Here is an 18,175-nt window from a genome sequence, read left to right on the forward strand (position 1 = left end):
TTAAGGATCGAGAAAAATGCTTGCTAGGGTTTGGAGTGCATCGATCGTAGGAATTGACGCGGTAAAGGTGGGTGTGGAGGCTGATGTGTCGGGGGGGCTGCCGAAAATTGTGGTTGTGGGGTTGCCCGATTCTGCGGTACAAGAAGCTAAAGAAAGGGTTAAGGCTACGCTGAAAAATTCGGGATACTCTTTTCCGATGCGGAGTATTGTGATTAATTTGACTCCGGCGGATTTGCGAAAGGAAGGGCCAAGCTTTGATTTGCCGATCGCCATTGGTATTTTAGCAGCATCGGAACAGGTCAGCGGTGAGTTGTTGGGAGATCATTTATTTTTGGGGGAACTCTCTTTAGATGGGAGTTTGCGGCCTGTGGCTGGGGTTTTGCCGATCGCCGCTGCTGCTCAAAGAATGGGTATTTCGGGATTGATTGTGCCGATGGCAAATGCGGCCGAAGCTGCTTTAGTCAACGGCATATCTGTTTACGGTTTTGAGAATATATTTGCAGTTACTGATTTTTTAAACAATCCTCAAGTTTATTCGCCGGTAGAAGTAAACGGTAGAGAAGAGTTAGCAAAAAGGCGGATTCCCGGTTTAGATTTAAAGGATGTAAAGGGGCAAATTCACGCGAGACGGGCTTTGGAAATTGCGGCGGCGGGGGGGCACAATTTAATTTTTGTGGGGCCGCCAGGGAGCGGTAAGACTATGCTGGCGAGACGTTTGCCTGGTATTTTGCCGCCGCTGACTTTTGATGAAGCTTTGGATGTGACTCAAATTCATTCGGTGGCTGGGTTGTTGAAGGATAAGGGAAGCTTGGTGAGCGATCGGCCTTTTCGCAGTCCTCACCATTCAGCATCGGGGCCTTCTCTGGTTGGCGGCGGCAGTTTTCCGCGTCCGGGTGAAATATCTTTAGCACATCGCGGCATACTTTTTTTGGATGAATTAACTGAGTTTAAACGAGATGTTTTGGAGTTTTTGCGGCAACCGTTGGAAGATGGTTATGTGACGATTTCTCGGACTAGACAATCGGTGATGTTTCCGGCACAATTTACCTTAGTTGCGAGTACAAATCCGTGCGCTTGCGGTTACTACGGCGATACGATCCAACAATGTACTTGTTCGCCGCAAAAGAGGGAGCAATATTGGGCAAAACTTTCGGGGCCTTTGATGGATCGGATTGATTTGCAGGTGGCGGTTAATCGTTTGAAACCGGAGGAAATTACGCGACAGCCGACGGGGGAGGAGTCGGAACCGGTACGGGTGAGGGTGCAGAGGGCGCGAGAGGTGGCGACTCGGCGTTTTCAGTCGGAATCTGGCTTGCGGTGCAATGCCCAGATGCTAAGCAGCCACATTAACGAATGGTGTCAGTTGGATGATGCTTCGCGGAATTTGTTGGAGATGGCGATTCGGAAGTTGGGGCTGTCGGCGAGGGCTAGCGATCGAATTTTGAAGGTTGCTAGAACTATTGCTGATTTGTCGGGGGATGAAAGCCTGAAAACCAATCATGTGGGGGAGGCGGTGCAGTATCGGACGATCGATAGGATGCAGTAATGGGGATTTGTGCGATCGGCTTTCAAGTCGTAAGTTGATATATTGCAGGTCGGTATTTTGGTTCGGGAATGGGTTTTCCCGCAGCTTTTGCAGCTTCGGGCCATGCTGTTTTAGCAATCTGTACTTCCTGCAAAGCTGATTCTGGGGTTTCGCCAAAAGCGGAACAGTATTTTAAATCAGAAATATCGGCAATATAGCCTTCATCTTGGTTGCTGTAAAAAATATTGATGTGATAGTCTTTCATGGTTCATCATCCTCTATTGTAAGAGCGTATTCCTCGATTGTGGTTCGCTATCTCTTGATATTAAAAATTTACGCAATCTGCAATCGTTTCCCGAATGTCTGAGGTTCTGGTAGAGGTTTGCCATCTTCTTGATATAGCTCAATCAAGGTTTCTAACAATTCTTGTCCGTGTTTTGCTGCTTCCTCGTAAGTGTCTCCGTGAGTGCAAGGCTGCATGATCTCGGTAAACTCAGGTAAGCTGACAACAAAAAGTTGATCTTCTTCTGACCACTGGATGATGAGACTGTAATGGCTATTCATTCTTCTATCTCCTTCAGCTTCTGCAAGGTTGATTAACTTCTCTAAATATAGTTTAGCATCATTTCCGTCTTTGCCACCTATGACAATAGCTTGTGCTAATTTTTGATGCTTCAGTTTATGCCGTACAGTACAATAGATGTGATGCCGTAAAAAAATGTAAAATGGAAGCAATACAACTGTCTTTATTCTCAAATGAGGAACAAAAAGTTCCTGTCAAAAAGCCGAAGCAAGCAAAATTAGGGCGTTACGAACGCATCCAACGCGAACTAGAAGCAGATGAATCCGATCCTTACAAGGTTTTCATTGATATTGAATCTCAGTCAATGCCCGCCTCAGACTATAGATTTGTAGATCTTTTCTGCGGTGCGGGCGGAATGACACAAGGTTTATTGCAAGCAGGTTTTAGACCAGTAGCAAGTGTTGAAGTTAATCCCATTGCTTCTGCAACTCATATCAAAAATTTTCCAGATTGTCATCACTTTTGCGACGACATCAAAAACTTAAATTCCCAAAAGTTGCTCGCTCAAATTGGTTCACCGGAAGTTCATCTTGTTGTAGGTGGGCCGCCGTGTCAAGGTTTCTCAGTTGCCGGAAAACGCGACCCCAACGACCCTCGAAACCGCCTGTTTAGAGAGTTTGTCCGTATCGTCTCGGACATACGTCCCTGGTACGTTGTCATGGAAAATGTGCCGGGAATTCTGACTATACAGAAAGGGGCTGTTAAGCAAGCTATTTGCGAGGCTTTTGAGGAAATTGGCTATCCCCACATTTCCGTTGCGGTGCTGGAATCAGCCGCCTATGGAATTCCGCAAATCAGGCCGCGAGCGATTTTTATTGCTAACAGATTTGAGATGCCAAATCCCTATCCTAAGCCACAATTGTTATCTGAACAATACACAGCAATTGAGTCAGCAATTGATGATTTACCAGAGTATACTCGTATACCAGAAATTAACCACGAGTGGACTCGCCATTCTGCTCAGTATATGGAAAGACTTGCTAAAGTTCCGGCTGGAGGTTCTTTGTATGCAAGCTACGCAGATGCTTTTAAGCGACAGTATCCGGGGAAACCGAGCATGACTGTGAAAGAAAATCACGGCGGCACTCATATTCATCCTTATCTGAATCGCGTTATTTCAGCCCGCGAAATGGCTAGATTGCAAACTTTCCCGGATTCATTTATTTTTGAAGGTTCAATGAAAAAGGCAATGTGGCAAATTGGAAATGCCGTGCCACCCCGCTTAGCAGAGTGTATCGGCTTGGCACTTATTCCATATTTGACTGATATTGCTTTGAACAAATTTATGCAGCCTGAAATAATCGTTCTAGCTTCTTAGTTGCTGGTAATGGTTTACCTTCAGCTTGACAGCTATCGATTAGTAACTCTATTACCTCTCGCGCATTGTATATGGCTTCTTCATAAGAATCTCCGTGAGTGACTGGCTGCATTACATCCTCAAATTCCGGCAAAAATACGACAAAGCATCGATCTTCTTCTGACCATTGGATAACAACTGTATATTTCATGGTTCTGTCTCCTCTGCTTCGATTTTCTTGAGCGCCTCAAGTGTTTCGTTGACTAACTTCTCTAAATATAGTTTAGCATCATTTCCGTCTTTACCAGCTATGATAATAGCTTGTGCTAATTTGGGATGCTTCCACTTACTATGACTACCTTTTGCTGGCTCAAAAATGAATCCTGCTTTGAGCAATATGCTTTTCAACTCTCGAATCTTCTTAGGCATAAGTGAATATTAGCATAGATTGTGCAAAGACTGAGGCTTAATCAAATGTTGCTCGGAGTCACGATATTGTGAAATGCGTCTGGAACGACTTAATCCTACCGATTACTTTATGCGACCGAGGCTGTTCAGTACCATACAATAGAGTGGACAGGCGATCGCATCATAGGAAATGTAGCGATCGCACTCTTGAGCCAAGTTGGACTTTTATATCAATCCTTATCGAAGTAAAACCCTATGGTAACTCCGAGCAAACCTACTTGGGGAGTAATGATCAGGGGAATTAAATCCTTGAGTAACCCTTTATCAGAATTTGGCATTAACGAGCTTACCCCTACTAAAACAAAAGTCGTAACCAGCGACGTAGCAAACATTGTCAGCAAACGATTAGCAATTTTTGAGCGAGTCCGCTCTCTATTTTTACCAACCCAAGCCTCTACATTTTGGCAGACTTCCTCGCTAGGGGGAACGCTAAGAATGTAGTCACTAATATCCAGTTTGCTGTCCAAAACGATTCGCTCAAGAGTATCGTTATGCTTAGGCTGGATATAGCAATAGTTGTGAGGATGGTACTGTTTTTTGTTCATGGGGTTTTTTCAACAAAGAGTTACTTGTTTTGACCCCCGCAGCTTGCATTATCTAAATATTACTTCTCGCACTTCTTTGTCAGAATTTAGAAGTAAAACTTTAGACCCTTGTTTTATCTCTTTGTGAAGGTAAGCTTCAGTTGCAATAGCTTTCCGAAGCGCCTCAATTTGAGTTATCCCTTGGGTTGTAGCAAGCCATTCCAATAGTTCAGCAGCATCCGCCGATAAAGTGACGGACATCCGCTTAACATTTGGGGGGCGGGGGGCTTGTGTATTCTTGAATTGCTGTTCATTCATAGCTTTTCTCCGTGAATATTGAATTCACTAAAGGGAGAAGTATGGTTAATTTACTCCATTTAGAAGTAGAGTGAAAATACTCTATTGAAAGGTTTAATTGGTGAAAATGATAGCTATCAATCCCAATTAAAGGACTAGCACTAACAAGTACCAGCGAAACGCTGGTGTCTGTAGGGGTGAAGCATTCCGGCAGTAAATATGAGCTTCTAACCCAAGACTGTAATAGCGCAATACTCCGGAGAATTTTTTGGATAGTGGCCCTAACCCGCATTCTGCCGTTAAGATTTGACCTACTGAGGAAGGTGAAACCCGTATTCTGCCGTTGGTGCTTCAAAACTATCGGGACTATTGATAGCGATAGTGTCATTGCGAGGCGATCCGCCGCAGGAAAGTAATTACGAAGACTATCAAGCTTCTCAATTAAGTGAAGTACGTAGTAGGGTACGCTCTGAGCAATTACCCTTTTAACTGAATCGTATTGGCTTCTAACCGATAGCGCTATTGTCATTGTGATTCTCTCTGAGAAGAAATTGCAAAGACTATCACGCTTCTCAATGAACTGAGGTTCGCCCAGAGTAATAGCAATTACCTTTTTAAGAGCAATTACCTTTTTAACTGAACCGTATTGGCTTCTAACCGATAAATTATCGGCCGGAACGCTTCGCACAGAGTCAACTAACGGAACTAAGAGCAACCCTACAAGTTTTTCTTTCATTGGATTTTTTCCTTTTTGATCATGGGTTAATAAAATGTACTCCAGCGACTACACCTACTATATACGTTATTTTATATTTTTAGGTGTTTTTTTTGCACCAATTTGGTGTAAATATTAGGTGGATACAAAAAATTGAGTCACCGCCTCTAGCAAGCACTGCCTTGGGTAAGTTACCATGAAGTTCTAAATAAATTATTTAGTCAAGCAAAGCTGGTAACTCCTAGCCTGTAAAGCTTTGAGCTATCTTGTACTTTGACGCATATCGGGACTTCGGGCTGCTTTGAGAGCGGATATCTTAGATAAAGGTGAAATTTAGCCTATCGTTGCAAAGGGAACTTGCCCAACGGCTGCATTACATCCTCAAATTCCGGCAAAAATACTACAAAGCATCGATCGCCCTTTAACCCTCTTTCCCCCATTTTTACCCGATCGCCCCCGCCAACCAGACCTATCCCCAGTGCCACATAGCAGTACAATAGTGAGATCGCATTCCCCAATTCCCAACCGTGATAGAGCGCTACACCTTGCCCGAAATGGGCAACATCTGGACTGAAACCGCCAAACTCAAAAGCTGGCTACAAGTAGAAATCGCTGTCTGCGAAGCTCAAGCCGAACTCGGCTACATCCCCGCCGCCGCAGTCGAAGAAATCAAAGCTAAGGCTAATTTTGACCCGAAACGAGTCCTCGAAATCGAAGCCGAAGTCCGCCACGACATGATCGCCTTCTTGACAAATGTCAACGAATATGTAGGCGATGCCGGACGCTACATCCACCTCGGTTTAACCAGTTCCGATGTGCTCGATACCGCTTTGGCGCTGCAATTAGTCGCTAGTGTCGATATTTTGTTACAACGTGTCGAAGATTTGAGTCAAGCTATTCGGTATCAGGCTCAACAGCATCGCAATACCGTCATGGTTGGTCGATCGCACGGAATTCACGCCGAACCCATCACCTTTGGCTTTAAACTAGCTGGATGGCTAGCGGAAGTGTTTCGCAGCCGTGAAAGATTGGTGAATTTGCGATCGTCGATCGCAGTCGGCAAAATCTCCGGCGCAGTCGGAACCTATGCTAATATTGACCCGCGAATAGAAGCGATCGCCTGTCAAAACCTCGGACTCGAACCCGATTGTGCATCCACTCAAGTCATTTCGCGCGATCGACACGCCGAATACGTCCAAACCTTAGCACTGTTAGCCGCATCGATCGAACGTTTCGCAGTAGAAATTCGCAACCTCCAACGCACCGACGTGCTCGAAGTCGAAGAATTCTTCTCCAAAGGGCAAAAAGGCTCATCCGCCATGCCCCACAAACGCAACCCAATTCGCTCCGAAAGACTCACAGGAATGGCAAGAATTGTCCGCGCCAACGCCGTCGCAGCCTTAGAAAACGTAGCGCTTTGGCACGAAAGAGACATCTCTCACAGTTCCGTAGAACGGATGATTTTGCCCGACAGTTCTACAGTAACTCACTTCATGTTAGTAGAAACCACAGACTTAGTAAAACACCTGCTAGTCTATCCCGAAAACATGAAGCGCAACATGAACCTTTACGGCGGAGTAATCTTCAGCCAGCGCGTGATGTTAGCCTTAGTAGAAAAAGGCATGAACCGCGAAGAAGCCTACAAAGTTGTGCAATCTTGTGCTCACGAAGCTTGGAACAAATCTGAAGGCAATTTCTACAATTTGATTGCTAAGGACGATCGGGTAACAGCTAAGATGACGACCAAAGAAATTGATGATTGTTTCGATCCGCAGTATCAATTGAGGCACTTAGATTTAGTGTATCAGCGCTTGGGAATTTGAAAATACTTTTAATTTCCTAATTTGAATCGGGCAAGTTTTTCCACCAAACTTCTTTGGGATCAATTATACCAAATTCGGCTTTGATATCCCCTTTATTCTTCAGTCCGCGGAGGCGGACTTTGTATGTGTAGAAGCGATTTCAATCGCCGATTGATAAAGGGGGTAACGAACCCGGACTTGGTATTACCAATCCTCATGGGGTAAGGACATAAATTGCATCTTTGCCAAAACAGGATCTAGTTCAGAGGACTCTTCAGAATAGACTTGATTGAGTTTGCTCAAAATTCGATCGCGATTGTATCGTCGTAGATATGCTTGCAATGCTTTTGTATAAAGCTCACTGCGCGATAACCCTAACTGACTGGCCAATGTCTCGGCTTCTTCAAAAACTAAATCTGGAAGTGAAATTGCAGTTTTCATAGTTTCTCCTGCTGTCACTGTTACTACATAATATTGATTATACCACAGAAAAATCACCTCAATCTCTTCTCTAATATTCGCCATCAAAACAGCTATGAAATTTAATCGTTTTGGAAAATATCCGATCGCCTTTATGCTAGTATTGCTATGTGCGATCAATCTGCACCAACCAATATTTGTCCGCGCCCAAGAACCGCCAAGAGTGGAAATTACCCAACCAGAACCAAGCCCGATCGCACCTGACAGCATTTTCATGAGTCAACTTCCCAGTTGGGCGCGCCTTGTTGACATCCGCAAAGTAAATCGCAACATTCGCCTCGATATTCGCTACGCCACTGCGAACAATTTTTTGAAACGAAAGCTTTACTCTCAAGCAAAATGCGCTTTGAGAAGTTCTGTAGCTCAAAAATTAGCGCTAGTTCAAACAGACTTAGAAAAAATCGGGCTGGGTTTGAAAGTTTACGATTGCTACAGGCCTTTTTCTGTGACTAAGCAAATGTGGGAATTTTTGCCAGATCCAAACTATGTTGCTAATCCTGCTAGGGGCTCGCGGCACAATCGCGGTGCGGCTGTAGATTTAACTTTAGTCGATCGCACCGGCAAAGAATTAGAAATGCCCACGCCCTATGACGATTTTACCAAAAAAGCTCACGCAGATTATCAAGGCGGCAGCGCGCAATCTCGGAAAAATCGTCAAGTGCTTAAGGATGCGATGAAAAAACAGGGATTTATTGGTATAACAACTGAATGGTGGCACTTTGATTCAGAAGATTGGCAGAAGTTTGCGATTCTTGATGTGTCGCTTGGGGCGATTCCTTGATTAGCTAAGATGGCGGTTAAAACCGCGTCTACACAAACGAAGACGGCGATTAAAACCGCGTTTACACAAACGAAGACGGCGGTTAAAACCGCGTCTACACAAACGAAGACGGCGGTTAAAACCGCGTCTACACAAACGAAGTCCGCCTCCGCGGACTGAAGAAAAGAAGGTAATTTTAACCGCCCACTCTTCAACCCGCGCACCATCCGGGTTTTGTCTGTATAGACGCGGTTTCAACCGCCCGGTTCAATACCTCTGGGTTAAGCACAAAATTGTAGGATTTAATCTCCTGAAATGCTTGTAAACTCGTTAGGGATTGTTAACCAAAGTTCCTTAACCGAGAGGTATTGCCGCCCGGTTTTCTTGGAAATTATCGGACTCGTACATAAAATTCATATTCAAATCCCCGGAAATTCGAGTCTAGTTCAAATGTGTAATTGCCAGTAACAGGTATTTTTCCCGTCCACTCAGTTTCATTACCTGTATAATTATCTCCAATCAAAGATTTGCCATTCTGAGTCAGAATTAGTGGAAAAACACCTTTCCGATTCCTAACAATCATTTTTTGACCCTTGGCTGCCCGAATCTTGTAGGAATGGCTGCCGCCGCCGATAATTCGACCTTTAACAATGGCTTCATTTCCCCCAGGCAGAAAATTAATCTGCTGGTTCACCTTCGCACAACTGCTTTCGGTGCGATTTTTGGCAATCCAACCGGGCGGATCGGTAATTCGCAGCCAACCGTTTTGTTCTTCGGCGACTGAAACAAAGGTATTATTTTGGAGTTTTCCTACTATTTTGCTGCCGTTGACTTGCGGGCGCGATCGCACATTTAGCGGTGGATTCGGATCGCTGACTACAGCCATACTGATTTTACAGCCGGAATTGGGCGGTGTGACAACTACTGGGCCAACTTTTGGCGGAGAAACTGCGACGATTTGCGGTGGTTCAAATGCGGGGCTTTGGGCTGGTTGAGATTCAGATTTCGGGGCTTCCGTAGCCTGGGTTTCTGCTTGCAGAGGTTCTGCTGGCCGAGATTCGGGGTTGTTGGCCGGAACGAGTGAAATCGGGTTTCTGACGGCTGCTGGCGATTCTGCAACCGGGGGATTGGATTGTTCGATCGCACCCGACTGTATAGTTGCAGCAGCCACTCCTACCGCTGTTGCTAGCCCTGCTAAGCCTGTGATGATGATTTGAGTAGAAGTAAATGACATAAAAAACCCCTCTGTATTTATACTGATAATTTTTGTTTTGGAGTTGGCGCGAGGCTAGAATTTTGATAGGGAAAATACTTGGTTAGGGCAGATTTATCTGGATTTTCCCGGAAAAATTGGCGGGCTCGCCATTCCATCTAGAGTGAAAATACTTAATCAGGGCTGAGGTTTCCGCATTAGTTCCTAAAATTTAACATCGATGATTGTCACAATCATTTCACTCCATCTATACTTGACACCTGTAGTGATGGTACTGTTGCGGTGAGCCAGTTCCGCGCAAATATGGTAAAGTAGCCGTCCGGCGCGAGGCGCAGTTTAGTAGCTAAAATGTCAAGATTTATTCCTTTCAGATTACAACCACCTCGCGATCGACTACTTTCGGAAGTAAAGCGAGAAGTCCAAGCAGGTCGATCGCAGTCTTTGCACGCTTCTGTGGTGGCTAACCTCAGCCAAGACTCCCAGCCTGTTGGTGCTAGTCGCTGTTGGGATGTGGAAGTGAAAGCCGGCAACCGTCCGAGTTTTCGGCTTCCTCCCAAAGCTAGCATTTCTAAAGTGTTCGATCGCACCGGCGGCAAATTGGTCATTTTGGGAGCGATCGGTGCAGGCAAAACCACGACGCTGCTAGAATTGGCTCTGGTGTTAGTTTCCCGCGCCGAAAAAGATCCCAGTTTACCAATACCAGTGCTGTTTGAACTCGGATCGTGGAAAGCAGCATCTGGGGCGATCGCCGATTGGTTAATTGCTCAACTTCAGTTCAAATACGGCATCTCTGCTGCTGTTGGCAAAAAATGGCTCGCCGAACAAAAATTATTGCCTCTCCTCGACGGTTTGGACGAAGTGGAAACCCACCGCCAAAATAGCTGCATTCAAGCAATCAATCAGTTTGTGGAAAGCGAATTCAAACCCAAACATTTAGTAGCTTGCAGCAGTTTTGAAGTCTACAAAAACTGTCAAACTAGATTTAAATTGCAAGCAGCAGTTTTGCTGAAACCTTTGACAGAAAATCAAATTCAAAACTATCTGCTAGAAGCCAGAAGCCGCGAACTTTGGTACAGCATTGAGAAGGAGCCGGAGTTGCTAAAATTAGCAAAAGCTCCCTTGTTGTTGAGCATGATGGCTTTGGCTTATGATGATATTTTAATTGAATCTTGGAAGCGCATAACTTCCGCAGAAGAACAGCGCAAATATCTGTTAACTGCCTACATCCGCCACCAAATGACCGGAGAAGTCAAGCAGTATCCCAGAAATAAGGAACTGCGGCCCGAACAAATTCGCCACTGGCTGGGATGGTTGGCGAGAAGGATGGAACAACAAGGAATTCAAGAATTTTACCTCGATCGCATCCCGTCTAGTTGGCTGCAAACAGGCGAGGAGCGGCGCAAGTATCAGTTTGGAGTTAAGCTGGTTGGCGCGCTGATTTGGGTGATTTTGGGATTAATTGTCACCTTAGTCTCCGGGTCGGTTTGGGGGTTGATTGCGGGTGCTGTAGCGGCGGTAATTAGTGCTTTGCTGCCTCCAATTCCGGCGATTGAAAGTTTTATGTTGCGCCTCGTGCTGTGGTCTAGCGGTCATATTCCTTGGGATTACAGGCGTTTTCTGGATGCTGCGGGCGATCGACTGTTGCTGCAAAAAACGGGCGATCGACGTTATCGATTTATCCACGATTTATTGCAAAAACATTTTGCTGAAATCTAAATTGAGGAGCTTGACAAAAATCACTATTCATGATATAAGACCGGGCGGTTTAAACCGCGGCTACACAGACAAAACCCGCCTCCGCGGGTTGAAGAGTACCTAGTAAAAATGCGTTACTTTCTTCATTCCGCGGAGGCCCAATTCGTTTGTGTAGACGCGGTTTCAACCGCCGTCTGATCTTGATTCCGCGGAGGCCCAATTCGTTTGTGTAGACGCGGTTTCAACCGCCGTCTTTGGTGGTATTTTTGCCATCTGAAATAGCTGTTCCGCGCTAAATTCTAATCCATCAAAAAGTGGATCTTTTAATAGAGTATCTCCCATATAAGTCTGCGGTGCTGCATCGGGGTAAAAAACAGTAATACTTCTAGCCTTGCTATCTACCACCCAAACCCGCAAAACCTTAGCATCTAAATAATTTCTCGCCTTGGCCGCTAACTGACCGAAAGTTGGTTCGGGTGAAATAATTTCTATGACTAATTCTGGGACAACAGGACAGGCTTCATCTTGATTCCAGTCAGGAGATAAGCGTTCGTAAGAAACATATAAAAGGTCTGGTACGGGAACCCAGTCTCGCCCCAATCTGGTTAATTTCACTGCCCATTCTACACCAATTTCTCCCCGTTCCTCACCCCACTGTTCGAGGATTTTGATGAGGCTTCTGGTGAGGCGAGAATGAAATTTTTTCGGTGACATCTTCGGTACTGCTTGATTGTCAATAAGTTCGTAAGTAATATCGCCTTCTCCTTCGGGGAGAGTGAGAAATTCTTCGAGAGTTAGTTCTGTTTTTGTCTGGAACATAATATTCCTCTGCTGTCGGCAGGCAAGTTAGGATTATTTTAACTTAAATATTTATTGACATAATACAAATGTTATGATATGTGTGGGCAAAATCTCCAGTCTTAACTGCCAAATGTACGATCGCATCCTCATCCGCACCCCAAAAGGTTAAGATTCTAATCTGACCTCCTGCAATCATTGCTTGACCTCCTATGGCAGAAACTTTATTGTTCAACGCGCTCCGCGAGGCGTTAGACGAAGAAATGGCCCGCGACTCCTCTGTATTCGTACTCGGCGAAGACGTAGGTCAATACGGTGGTTCCTACAAAGTCACCAAAGACCTCTACGAGAAATATGGCGAGCTCCGAGTGCTCGATACCCCGATCGCCGAAAATAGCTTTACAGGCATGGCAGTCGGCGCAGCAATGACGGGATTGCGGCCGGTCATCGAAGGCATGAACATGGGCTTTTTGCTGCTCGCGTTCAACCAAATTTCTAATAACGCCGGAATGCTGCGCTACACCTCCGGCGGCAACTTCAAAATGCCGATGGTGATTCGCGGGCCCGGCGGCGTGGGCCGACAACTCGGCGCGGAACATTCCCAGCGGTTAGAAGCCTATTTCCAAGCAGTACCGGGTTTGAAAATAGTCGCCTGTTCGACTCCCTACAACGCCAAAGGACTCTTAAAATCGGCAATTCGCGACGATAACCCCGTCCTGTTCTTCGAGCACGTCCTGCTGTACAACCTCAAGGAAAATTTGCCAGAAACAGAATATTTAGTGCCGTTAGACAAAGCGGAAATTGTGCGATCGGGCAAAGATGTCACCATCTTGACATATTCCAGGATGCGGCACCACGTCCTGCAAGCCCTGCCCGCACTGCTAAAAGAAGGTTACGATCCCGAAGTAATCGACCTGATTTCTCTCAAACCCCTCGATATGGAGACGATCGGCGAATCCATTCGCAAAACTCACAAAGTAATTATTGTCGAGGAGTGCATGAAAACCGGAGGCATCGGTGCCGAACTAATTGCTTCGATTAGCGATCGATTTTTTGACGAACTCGACGCACCAGTTTTGCGCCTGTCTTCACAAGATATTCCCACACCTTACAACGGCAATTTGGAAAGACTGACAATTGTCCAGCCAAACCAAATTGTCGAAGCCGTCCAAAAAATGGTAGCTTTGCGAGTGTAAATAGTTAGCAATCATTAGTCAGTAGTGGCGGGTATTATCATAAATATTTATAGCTGACAAAAAGGCTCTCTAAACCCGCCATTACTCCGAAGAATCTAGCAGATAAAATTTGCATCAAACCCCCAACCTTAAAACAAAACCAGCCATTGGTAACTGCTATACAACTAAATTTTTCCTATTTATTCCCTCTTCCTTCTTCCTTTATTCCTCTTCCCTCTTCCTTCTTCCTTCTTCCTTCTTCCCTCTTCCTTCTTCCTTCTTCCTTCACACTAAGTATGCAAAAACAACGTTCAATATTAGCCCTAATTTTTGTTTTAATCATCGCCGCTATTACTGTAATAGTAACAATTCCGACGCGGCTGGGATTAGACTTACAAGGAGGATCGCAACTCACAATTCAGATAAAAACTACCAAAGATATCCCGAAAATTGAAGAACGGGATCTAGAAGCAGTGAGGCGAATTATCGAAAACCGAGTTAATGGTTTAGGAGTTTCCGAATCAGTTGTACAAACGGTAGGCAACGATCAAATTCTGGTTCAGTTGCCTGGGGTAAGCGATCCGCAACAAGCGGAACGGGTGCTCGGCGGTACGGCACAGCTAGATTTTCGGCGCGAGACACAGCAAGAAGGAGCTTTTTTGAAGGTCAGAAAAGAGGAACTTGCCGGACTGGTGGGAAAGCAGCAGGAGTTGCAGGCAAAAGGAGATGCTAAGGCGATCGCAGATAACCAAACTGCGATCGACAAAAAAAATCAAGAAATTCAACAACTCACCGCCAACCTTTACGAACGTACCGAGATCACCGGCAAAAACCTCAAAGATGCTTTCGCCACATCCAATTCATTAGGCAACACCTATGCTGTAGCGCTACGCTTCGATACCGAGGGGGCCGAAAAGTTTGCCGAACTGACCAAAAGCATTGCTGGTACAAACCTCACTCTAGGCATTTTTGTAGATAACGAACTGATCAGCGCTGCGACAGTTAGTGATCAGTACAAACAAACTGGTATCACAGGCGGTAATGTCGAAATTTCCGGCAACTTTACAGCACAGAAAGCTAATGACTTGGCGGTGCAATTGCGTGGTGGTGCTTTACCTCTACCAGTCGAAATTATTGAAAACCGCACTGTCGGTGCAAGCTTGGGACGAGATAGCATTCAAAGCAGTATTAACGCAGGTATCGGTGGCTTAGTTTTAGTCTTGATTTTCATGGTTGGTTACTATCGACTCCCCGGCGTAATTGCCAATATTGCTCTGTTAATTTATGCTTTGTTAACTTGGGCAGCCTTCGTGCTGTTGGGAGTAACTTTAACGCTGCCGGGAATTGCTGGTTTTGTGCTCAGCATCGGCATGGCGGTGGATGCTAACGTGCTGATTTTTGAGCGCACGCGGGAAGAGTTGCGATCGGGAAAGACGCTTTATCGATCGGTAGAATCAGGTTTTTACCGCGCTTTTTCCAGCATTTTAGACGGTAACGTCACAACGCTGATTGCTTGTACTGCTTTGTTCTGGTTGGGTGCAGGTTTAGTTAAAGGGTTTGCTGTAACGCTAGCATTGGGCGTGGTAGTCAGTATGTTTACTGCTCTTACTTGCAGTCGCACTCTACTTTTGGTAGTGTTGGGCTTTCCTGGATTGCGCAAACCTCAGTGGTTTTGTCCCGGTTTGTCGAAAACTGCTAATAGTTGACAGTAGTCAGTAGTCAGTAGTCATTGCTGAGATTCTTCCCTCTTCCTTCTTCCCTCTTCCTTCTTCCCTCTTCCCTCTTCCTTCTTCCTTCTTCCTTCTTCCCTCTTCCTTCTTCCTTCTGACTTATGCAATTTAGTGTTATCAAACAGCGATCGCTCTGGTGGAGTATTTCCGCCGCGATCATCCTTGCAGGTATAGTGTCGATGGCGATTTCTTGGACTCGTCCCGACATCCGCGCACCCCTGCGCCCCAGTTTAGACTTTATCGGCGGCACTCGGCTGCAATTTGAACTCGACTGCACGAAACCGGAAAATTGTAAACCCATCGATATTGTCAGTGTCCGCCAAGTTTTAGACTCCCAAGGTTTGGCTGGTAGCAGCATTCAAGTTATCGGCAAAGAACAGCGCGGTTTGTCGCTGCGCACGAAAACTTTAGATGTCGAACAGCGGACTAAGTTGCAAACAGGTTTGAGCGAGAAAATAGGCACTTTTGCTCCTCAATCTATTCAAATTGATACGGTGGGGCCTACCCTCGGCAAACAGTTGTTTACTTCTGGTTTGCTGGCTTTGTTGCTTTCCTTTGCAGGCATTACTCTTTATCTGACATTCCGATTTCAGTTAGATTATGCCTTTTTTGCTTTTGTTGCTCTGTTTCACGATGTCTTAATTACGCTTGGTGTATTCTCAATTTTGGGTTTAGTTGGAGGACTGGAAGTTGACAGTTTATTTGTCGTCGCCCTCTTGACAATTATCGGTTTTTCTGTTAATGATACAGTGGTAATTTACGATCGCGTGCGGGAAGTAATCAAGCTAAATCCCGGACAGTCGATCGATCAAATTGTCGATGATGCCGTCATGCAAACGCTGGGAAGGTCAATCAACACGACCCTGACAACGCTGCTGACCTTGTTTTCAATCTTTTTGTTTGGTGGAGAAACCCTTAAATACTTTGCTTTAGCATTAATTGTCGGGTTTATTGCCGGTGCGTATTCCAGTATTTTCATTGCTAGCACGCTGCTAGCTTGGTGGCGCAGTCGCACGGGCCACTCCATCCCCCTCCCCGCAGAAGGAATCAACCCATCAGAAGAAGTTTAACGATTGTTGACTGTTAACTGTTGACTGTTAACCGTTAACTGTTGACTGTTAACCGTTAACCGTTAACTGACTAATAACCAATAACTAATAACCAATAACTAATAACCAATAATTAATGACCAATGACCCAAATTTTCAAATTGAAGTCCAAAGGCTTCACAAACTAACAGTTTACGGCCGCTGGTTAACTGTGATATTGCTGTGGATTAGCATCGGTTCTTTGAGTATTTGGAGTTTGCGTCGCGAAATCGGTTTGTGCTTAGAAAACTTCACTTGGGCGGCGGTACGCTACGGTTTATCTTTTCACCGCTGGCCGACTCTCGGTTTGGGTTTGTGCTTGGGGATGACTTTAGCAGTGCTAACTTGGCAAAGTCGCAATAAGGTGCGAGGATTGCCCCAGCGAGAAAAACAGGGTTTGGAACAACAAGTGCGCCGAATTCGCCAACAGGGGCCGAGTCATCCTTTGTGGAAGTGGGTTTGCAAAAATTCGCAGTAGTCAGTAGTCATTAGTCAGTAGTCATTAGTCATTAGTCAGTAGTCAGTAGTTATGTTTTGCGAGTTCATATAGCTCGCGAACAGCAGTCACGCAAAGCGAGGTAACATATGTGCTGGGGAAAACTGTTGAAGTGGAATCTCGATCGCAAATTCTGTTCCTTTTCCCGGTTCCGACAAGCACTTCAACTCACCGCCGTGTTGGTTGACAACAATTTCATAGCTAATCGAGAGTCCCAAACCCGTTCCTTGGCCGACAGGCTTAGTAGTAAAGAAAGGGTCAAACAACCGCTTCCGAACATCTTCTGTCATCCCCGGGCCGTTGTCATAAATCCTAATTATTACCTTTTTTCCCTCGATTAACTCAGTGCGAATCCGAATCGCAGGCATCTGACGACTATTTGCAAGGGAATCATTTTTCTCGCCTGCTTGCGAATTATTCAGGCTTTTTCCATCGACATTTTCGTGTTTGTTCCACTCAAGAAGAGCGTAAATTGCATTAACTAAAATATTCATAAATACCTGATTTAGCTGTCCGGGATAGCACTGCACCAGCGGCAAGTCGCTGTATTCTTTGTGAATTGCGATCGCCTCCTGCCCTGGTTTCCCTTTAAGCTGGCTTTGCAAAAGCATAATCGTGTTGTTGATACCGTCGTGGATGTTGACCTGCTTCATTTCAGCTTCGTCTAACCTGCAAAAATTCCGCAGCGACAAAACGATGTCACGCACCCTTTCTGCACCTTGCTGCATGGAATTAAAGACTTTAGGCAAGTCTTCCAGCAAATAATCGAGTTCGATTGTTTCTGATTCGGCTTCAATTGATGCGAGGGCTTCTGGACAGTGCTGCTGGTAGAGTTCGAGTATCCGCATTAAACCTTGCGTATACTCTTTAGCGTGGTGCAAATTGCTGTAGATAAAGCCGATCGGATTGTTAATTTCGTGAGCGACTCCTGCTACTAACTGCCCCAAAGAAGACATTTTCTCTGTTTGAATTAGTTGGGTTTGAGTGCGCTGAAGTTCCAACAGGGCAAGTTCGAGTTGTTGGGCTTGATACCTCAACTGTGCTTGGGATTCCCGCATCGCCACTGTTGACAACTCGTGAATCTGCAACTGAGAAAGCAGCAGTTGGTGCACGTCTAAAAGTTGGTAATTGTCCGGCTCTACCTGCACTACAATGGGTTCATGGATCAGTTCTGGCGATCGCTCTAGAGACTGCCGCACTGCCTTCATAATTGGGGTTTTGCGATCGAGAACCAAAATATCAGTTTTAGTAAAGCGGTAGAGAATCAACAAAGGCTGTTGAGAAAATAACTCCAAGCTGTAGGGACGACTCATGTGTTCAAAAAAACGCCTGCGCGAAATCATCCCTGTAAACTTTCCTTTCTCAGTAATGATGATGCCGGGAAGTAAAGGATTAGCTTGAAAAATTTTAGCAACTTCGCCACCCAGACATTCTGACTCTAGGAGAAAATTGTACAGAGTTAATTCCTCTAGAGTCGATCGCAAACCGAGCGGCGATTTCAGGGGACTCAACCCATCAGTTTCATACAC

The 18,175-nt window shown here is 45.4% G+C and carries 20 protein-coding genes; 9 read left to right on the forward strand and 11 right to left on the reverse strand.

Annotated elements, in window-relative coordinates; all coding sequences use genetic code 11:
• Positions 1 to 16 precede the first annotated feature (16 nt).
• Positions 17 to 1,546: a YifB family Mg chelatase-like AAA ATPase gene (locus tag QUB52_RS18530; protein ID WP_332974148.1), complete on the forward strand. Its 1,530-nt coding sequence runs from the start codon at positions 17 to 19 to the stop codon at positions 1,544 to 1,546.
• 22 nt (positions 1,547 to 1,568) lie between these two features.
• Here the strand turns inward: QUB52_RS18530 and QUB52_RS18535 are convergent, their stop codons facing one another.
• Positions 1,569 to 1,790: a type II toxin-antitoxin system HicB family antitoxin gene (locus QUB52_RS18535; protein ID WP_332974149.1), complete on the reverse strand. Its 222-nt coding sequence runs from the start codon at positions 1,788 to 1,790 to the stop codon at positions 1,569 to 1,571.
• A gap of 68 nt (positions 1,791 to 1,858) precedes the next feature.
• Positions 1,859 to 2,089: a type II toxin-antitoxin system HicB family antitoxin gene (locus tag QUB52_RS18540; protein ID WP_332974151.1), complete on the reverse strand. Its 231-nt coding sequence runs from the start codon at positions 2,087 to 2,089 to the stop codon at positions 1,859 to 1,861.
• Between the two features lie 161 nt (positions 2,090 to 2,250).
• Between QUB52_RS18540 and QUB52_RS18545 the strand changes: the two genes are divergently transcribed.
• Positions 2,251 to 3,426: a DNA cytosine methyltransferase gene (locus tag QUB52_RS18545; protein ID WP_332974153.1), complete on the forward strand. Its 1,176-nt coding sequence runs from the start codon at positions 2,251 to 2,253 to the stop codon at positions 3,424 to 3,426.
• Here QUB52_RS18545 and QUB52_RS18550 read toward each other — a convergent pair.
• The 5 genes from QUB52_RS18550 to QUB52_RS18570 all read right to left on the reverse strand — a co-directional run bounded on the left by QUB52_RS18550 (position 3,392) and on the right by QUB52_RS18570 (position 5,430).
• Positions 3,392 to 3,616 (reverse strand): type II toxin-antitoxin system HicB family antitoxin, encoded by a 225-nt coding sequence (locus QUB52_RS18550; RefSeq protein WP_332974154.1) that lies wholly within the window; start codon positions 3,614 to 3,616, stop codon positions 3,392 to 3,394. The two genes, QUB52_RS18545 and QUB52_RS18550, sit on opposite strands and share 35 nt — an antisense overlap.
• Complete coding sequence (locus QUB52_RS18555; protein ID WP_332974155.1) at positions 3,613 to 3,834, reverse strand: type II toxin-antitoxin system HicA family toxin; 222 nt, start codon at positions 3,832 to 3,834, stop codon at positions 3,613 to 3,615. Before QUB52_RS18555 ends, QUB52_RS18550 begins: the two co-directional genes overlap by 4 nt.
• 209 nt (positions 3,835 to 4,043) lie before the next feature.
• Complete coding sequence (locus tag QUB52_RS18560; RefSeq protein ID WP_332974156.1) at positions 4,044 to 4,418, reverse strand: hypothetical protein; 375 nt, start codon at positions 4,416 to 4,418, stop codon at positions 4,044 to 4,046.
• A gap of 48 nt (positions 4,419 to 4,466) precedes the next feature.
• A complete protein-coding gene (locus tag QUB52_RS18565) occupies positions 4,467 to 4,715 on the reverse strand; it encodes a hypothetical protein (protein ID WP_332974158.1) in 249 nt (82 codons plus the stop codon).
• The gene (locus QUB52_RS18570; protein WP_332974159.1) at positions 4,708 to 5,430 is read right to left on the reverse strand and encodes a hypothetical protein; all 723 of its coding nucleotides are present in this window, start codon (positions 5,428 to 5,430) and stop codon (positions 4,708 to 4,710) included. Before QUB52_RS18570 ends, QUB52_RS18565 begins: the two co-directional genes overlap by 8 nt.
• A gap of 506 nt (positions 5,431 to 5,936) precedes the next feature.
• On the opposite strand from QUB52_RS18570, the gene purB reads away from it, so the two are divergent.
• Positions 5,937 to 7,232, forward strand: a complete 1,296-nt coding sequence (purB, locus tag QUB52_RS18575; protein ID WP_332974160.1) for an adenylosuccinate lyase — start codon at positions 5,937 to 5,939, stop codon at positions 7,230 to 7,232.
• A 183-nt stretch (positions 7,233 to 7,415) separates the two neighbouring features.
• Here purB and QUB52_RS18580 read toward each other — a convergent pair whose 3' ends face one another.
• Positions 7,416 to 7,736 (reverse strand): hypothetical protein, encoded by a 321-nt coding sequence (locus tag QUB52_RS18580; protein WP_332974162.1) that lies wholly within the window; start codon positions 7,734 to 7,736, stop codon positions 7,416 to 7,418.
• Positions 7,737 to 7,746: 10 nt separating this feature from the next.
• On the opposite strand from QUB52_RS18580, the gene QUB52_RS18585 reads away from it, so the two are divergent.
• Positions 7,747 to 8,472 (forward strand): M15 family metallopeptidase, encoded by a 726-nt coding sequence (locus QUB52_RS18585; protein ID WP_332974163.1) that lies wholly within the window; start codon positions 7,747 to 7,749, stop codon positions 8,470 to 8,472.
• Between the two features lie 370 nt (positions 8,473 to 8,842).
• Here the strand turns inward: QUB52_RS18585 and QUB52_RS18590 are convergent, their stop codons facing one another.
• The gene (locus QUB52_RS18590; RefSeq protein WP_332974164.1) at positions 8,843 to 9,685 is read right to left on the reverse strand and encodes an SH3 domain-containing protein; all 843 of its coding nucleotides are present in this window, start codon (positions 9,683 to 9,685) and stop codon (positions 8,843 to 8,845) included.
• Positions 9,686 to 10,012: 327 nt separating this feature from the next.
• Here QUB52_RS18590 and QUB52_RS18595 point away from each other — a divergent pair, with 327 nt between their 5' ends.
• Entirely contained in the window at positions 10,013 to 11,380 is a 1,368-nt protein-coding gene (locus QUB52_RS18595) for an NACHT domain-containing protein (protein ID WP_332974165.1), read from the forward strand.
• 162 nt (positions 11,381 to 11,542) lie between these two features.
• Here the strand turns inward: QUB52_RS18595 and QUB52_RS18600 are convergent, their stop codons facing one another.
• Positions 11,543 to 12,178 (reverse strand): Uma2 family endonuclease, encoded by a 636-nt coding sequence (locus QUB52_RS18600; protein WP_265234482.1) that lies wholly within the window; start codon positions 12,176 to 12,178, stop codon positions 11,543 to 11,545.
• A 191-nt stretch (positions 12,179 to 12,369) separates the two neighbouring features.
• Here QUB52_RS18600 and QUB52_RS18605 point away from each other — a divergent pair, with 191 nt between their 5' ends.
• The 4 genes from QUB52_RS18605 to QUB52_RS18620 all read left to right on the forward strand — a co-directional run bounded on the left by QUB52_RS18605 (position 12,370) and on the right by QUB52_RS18620 (position 16,628).
• On the forward strand, positions 12,370 to 13,353 hold the full coding sequence (locus QUB52_RS18605) for an alpha-ketoacid dehydrogenase subunit beta (RefSeq protein WP_194010298.1): 984 nt from the start codon (positions 12,370 to 12,372) through the stop codon (positions 13,351 to 13,353).
• A 275-nt stretch (positions 13,354 to 13,628) separates the two neighbouring features.
• Positions 13,629 to 15,038 carry a protein translocase subunit SecD gene (gene secD, locus QUB52_RS18610; RefSeq protein ID WP_265234484.1) on the forward strand — a complete coding sequence of 470 codons (1,410 nt, stop codon included), beginning with the start codon at positions 13,629 to 13,631 and terminating at the stop codon, positions 15,036 to 15,038.
• 125 nt (positions 15,039 to 15,163) lie between these two features.
• A complete protein-coding gene (secF, locus tag QUB52_RS18615; protein WP_265234485.1) occupies positions 15,164 to 16,132 on the forward strand; it encodes a protein translocase subunit SecF in 969 nt (322 codons plus the stop codon).
• 115 nt (positions 16,133 to 16,247) lie between these two features.
• Positions 16,248 to 16,628 (forward strand): hypothetical protein, encoded by a 381-nt coding sequence (locus QUB52_RS18620; RefSeq protein ID WP_265234486.1) that lies wholly within the window; start codon positions 16,248 to 16,250, stop codon positions 16,626 to 16,628.
• An 86-nt stretch (positions 16,629 to 16,714) separates the two neighbouring features.
• Here QUB52_RS18620 and QUB52_RS18625 read toward each other — a convergent pair whose 3' ends face one another.
• Positions 16,715 to 18,175 (reverse strand): sensor histidine kinase, encoded by a 1,461-nt coding sequence (locus QUB52_RS18625; RefSeq protein WP_265234487.1) that lies wholly within the window; start codon positions 18,173 to 18,175, stop codon positions 16,715 to 16,717.

Origin of the sequence: Microcoleus sp. A6-C6, from assembly GCF_036705955.1 — a bacterium.
Taxonomy (GTDB): Bacteria; Cyanobacteriota; Cyanobacteriia; order Cyanobacteriales; family Microcoleaceae; genus Microcoleus.

Bases quoted from the DNA above. Each gene is read 5' to 3' on its own strand.
- QUB52_RS18540 (WP_332974151.1), bottom strand. From the start codon at position 2,089: ATGAATAGCCATTACAGTCTCATCATCCAGTGGTCAGAAGAAGATCAA.
- QUB52_RS18560 (WP_332974156.1), bottom strand. From the start codon at position 4,418: ATGAACAAAAAACAGTACCATCCTCACAACTATTGCTATATCCAGCCT.
- QUB52_RS18600 (WP_265234482.1), bottom strand. From the start codon at position 12,178: ATGTTCCAGACAAAAACAGAACTAACTCTCGAAGAATTTCTCACTCTC.
- QUB52_RS18550 (WP_332974154.1), bottom strand. From the start codon at position 3,616: ATGAAATATACAGTTGTTATCCAATGGTCAGAAGAAGATCGATGCTTT.
- QUB52_RS18570 (WP_332974159.1), bottom strand. From the start codon at position 5,430: ATGAAAGAAAAACTTGTAGGGTTGCTCTTAGTTCCGTTAGTTGACTCT.
- QUB52_RS18620 (WP_265234486.1), top strand. From the start codon at position 16,248: ATGACCAATGACCCAAATTTTCAAATTGAAGTCCAAAGGCTTCACAAA.
- QUB52_RS18585 (WP_332974163.1), top strand. From the start codon at position 7,747: ATGAAATTTAATCGTTTTGGAAAATATCCGATCGCCTTTATGCTAGTA.
- QUB52_RS18595 (WP_332974165.1), top strand. From the start codon at position 10,013: ATGTCAAGATTTATTCCTTTCAGATTACAACCACCTCGCGATCGACTA.
- QUB52_RS18535 (WP_332974149.1), bottom strand. From the start codon at position 1,790: ATGAAAGACTATCACATCAATATTTTTTACAGCAACCAAGATGAAGGC.
- QUB52_RS18565 (WP_332974158.1), bottom strand. From the start codon at position 4,715: ATGAATGAACAGCAATTCAAGAATACACAAGCCCCCCGCCCCCCAAAT.
- QUB52_RS18545 (WP_332974153.1), top strand. From the start codon at position 2,251: ATGGAAGCAATACAACTGTCTTTATTCTCAAATGAGGAACAAAAAGTT.
- QUB52_RS18530 (WP_332974148.1), top strand. From the start codon at position 17: ATGCTTGCTAGGGTTTGGAGTGCATCGATCGTAGGAATTGACGCGGTA.
- secF (WP_265234485.1), top strand. From the start codon at position 15,164: ATGCAATTTAGTGTTATCAAACAGCGATCGCTCTGGTGGAGTATTTCC.
- QUB52_RS18590 (WP_332974164.1), bottom strand. From the start codon at position 9,685: ATGTCATTTACTTCTACTCAAATCATCATCACAGGCTTAGCAGGGCTA.
- secD (WP_265234484.1), top strand. From the start codon at position 13,629: ATGCAAAAACAACGTTCAATATTAGCCCTAATTTTTGTTTTAATCATC.
- QUB52_RS18580 (WP_332974162.1), bottom strand. From the start codon at position 7,736: ATGGCGAATATTAGAGAAGAGATTGAGGTGATTTTTCTGTGGTATAAT.
- QUB52_RS18605 (WP_194010298.1), top strand. From the start codon at position 12,370: ATGGCAGAAACTTTATTGTTCAACGCGCTCCGCGAGGCGTTAGACGAA.
- QUB52_RS18555 (WP_332974155.1), bottom strand. From the start codon at position 3,834: ATGCCTAAGAAGATTCGAGAGTTGAAAAGCATATTGCTCAAAGCAGGA.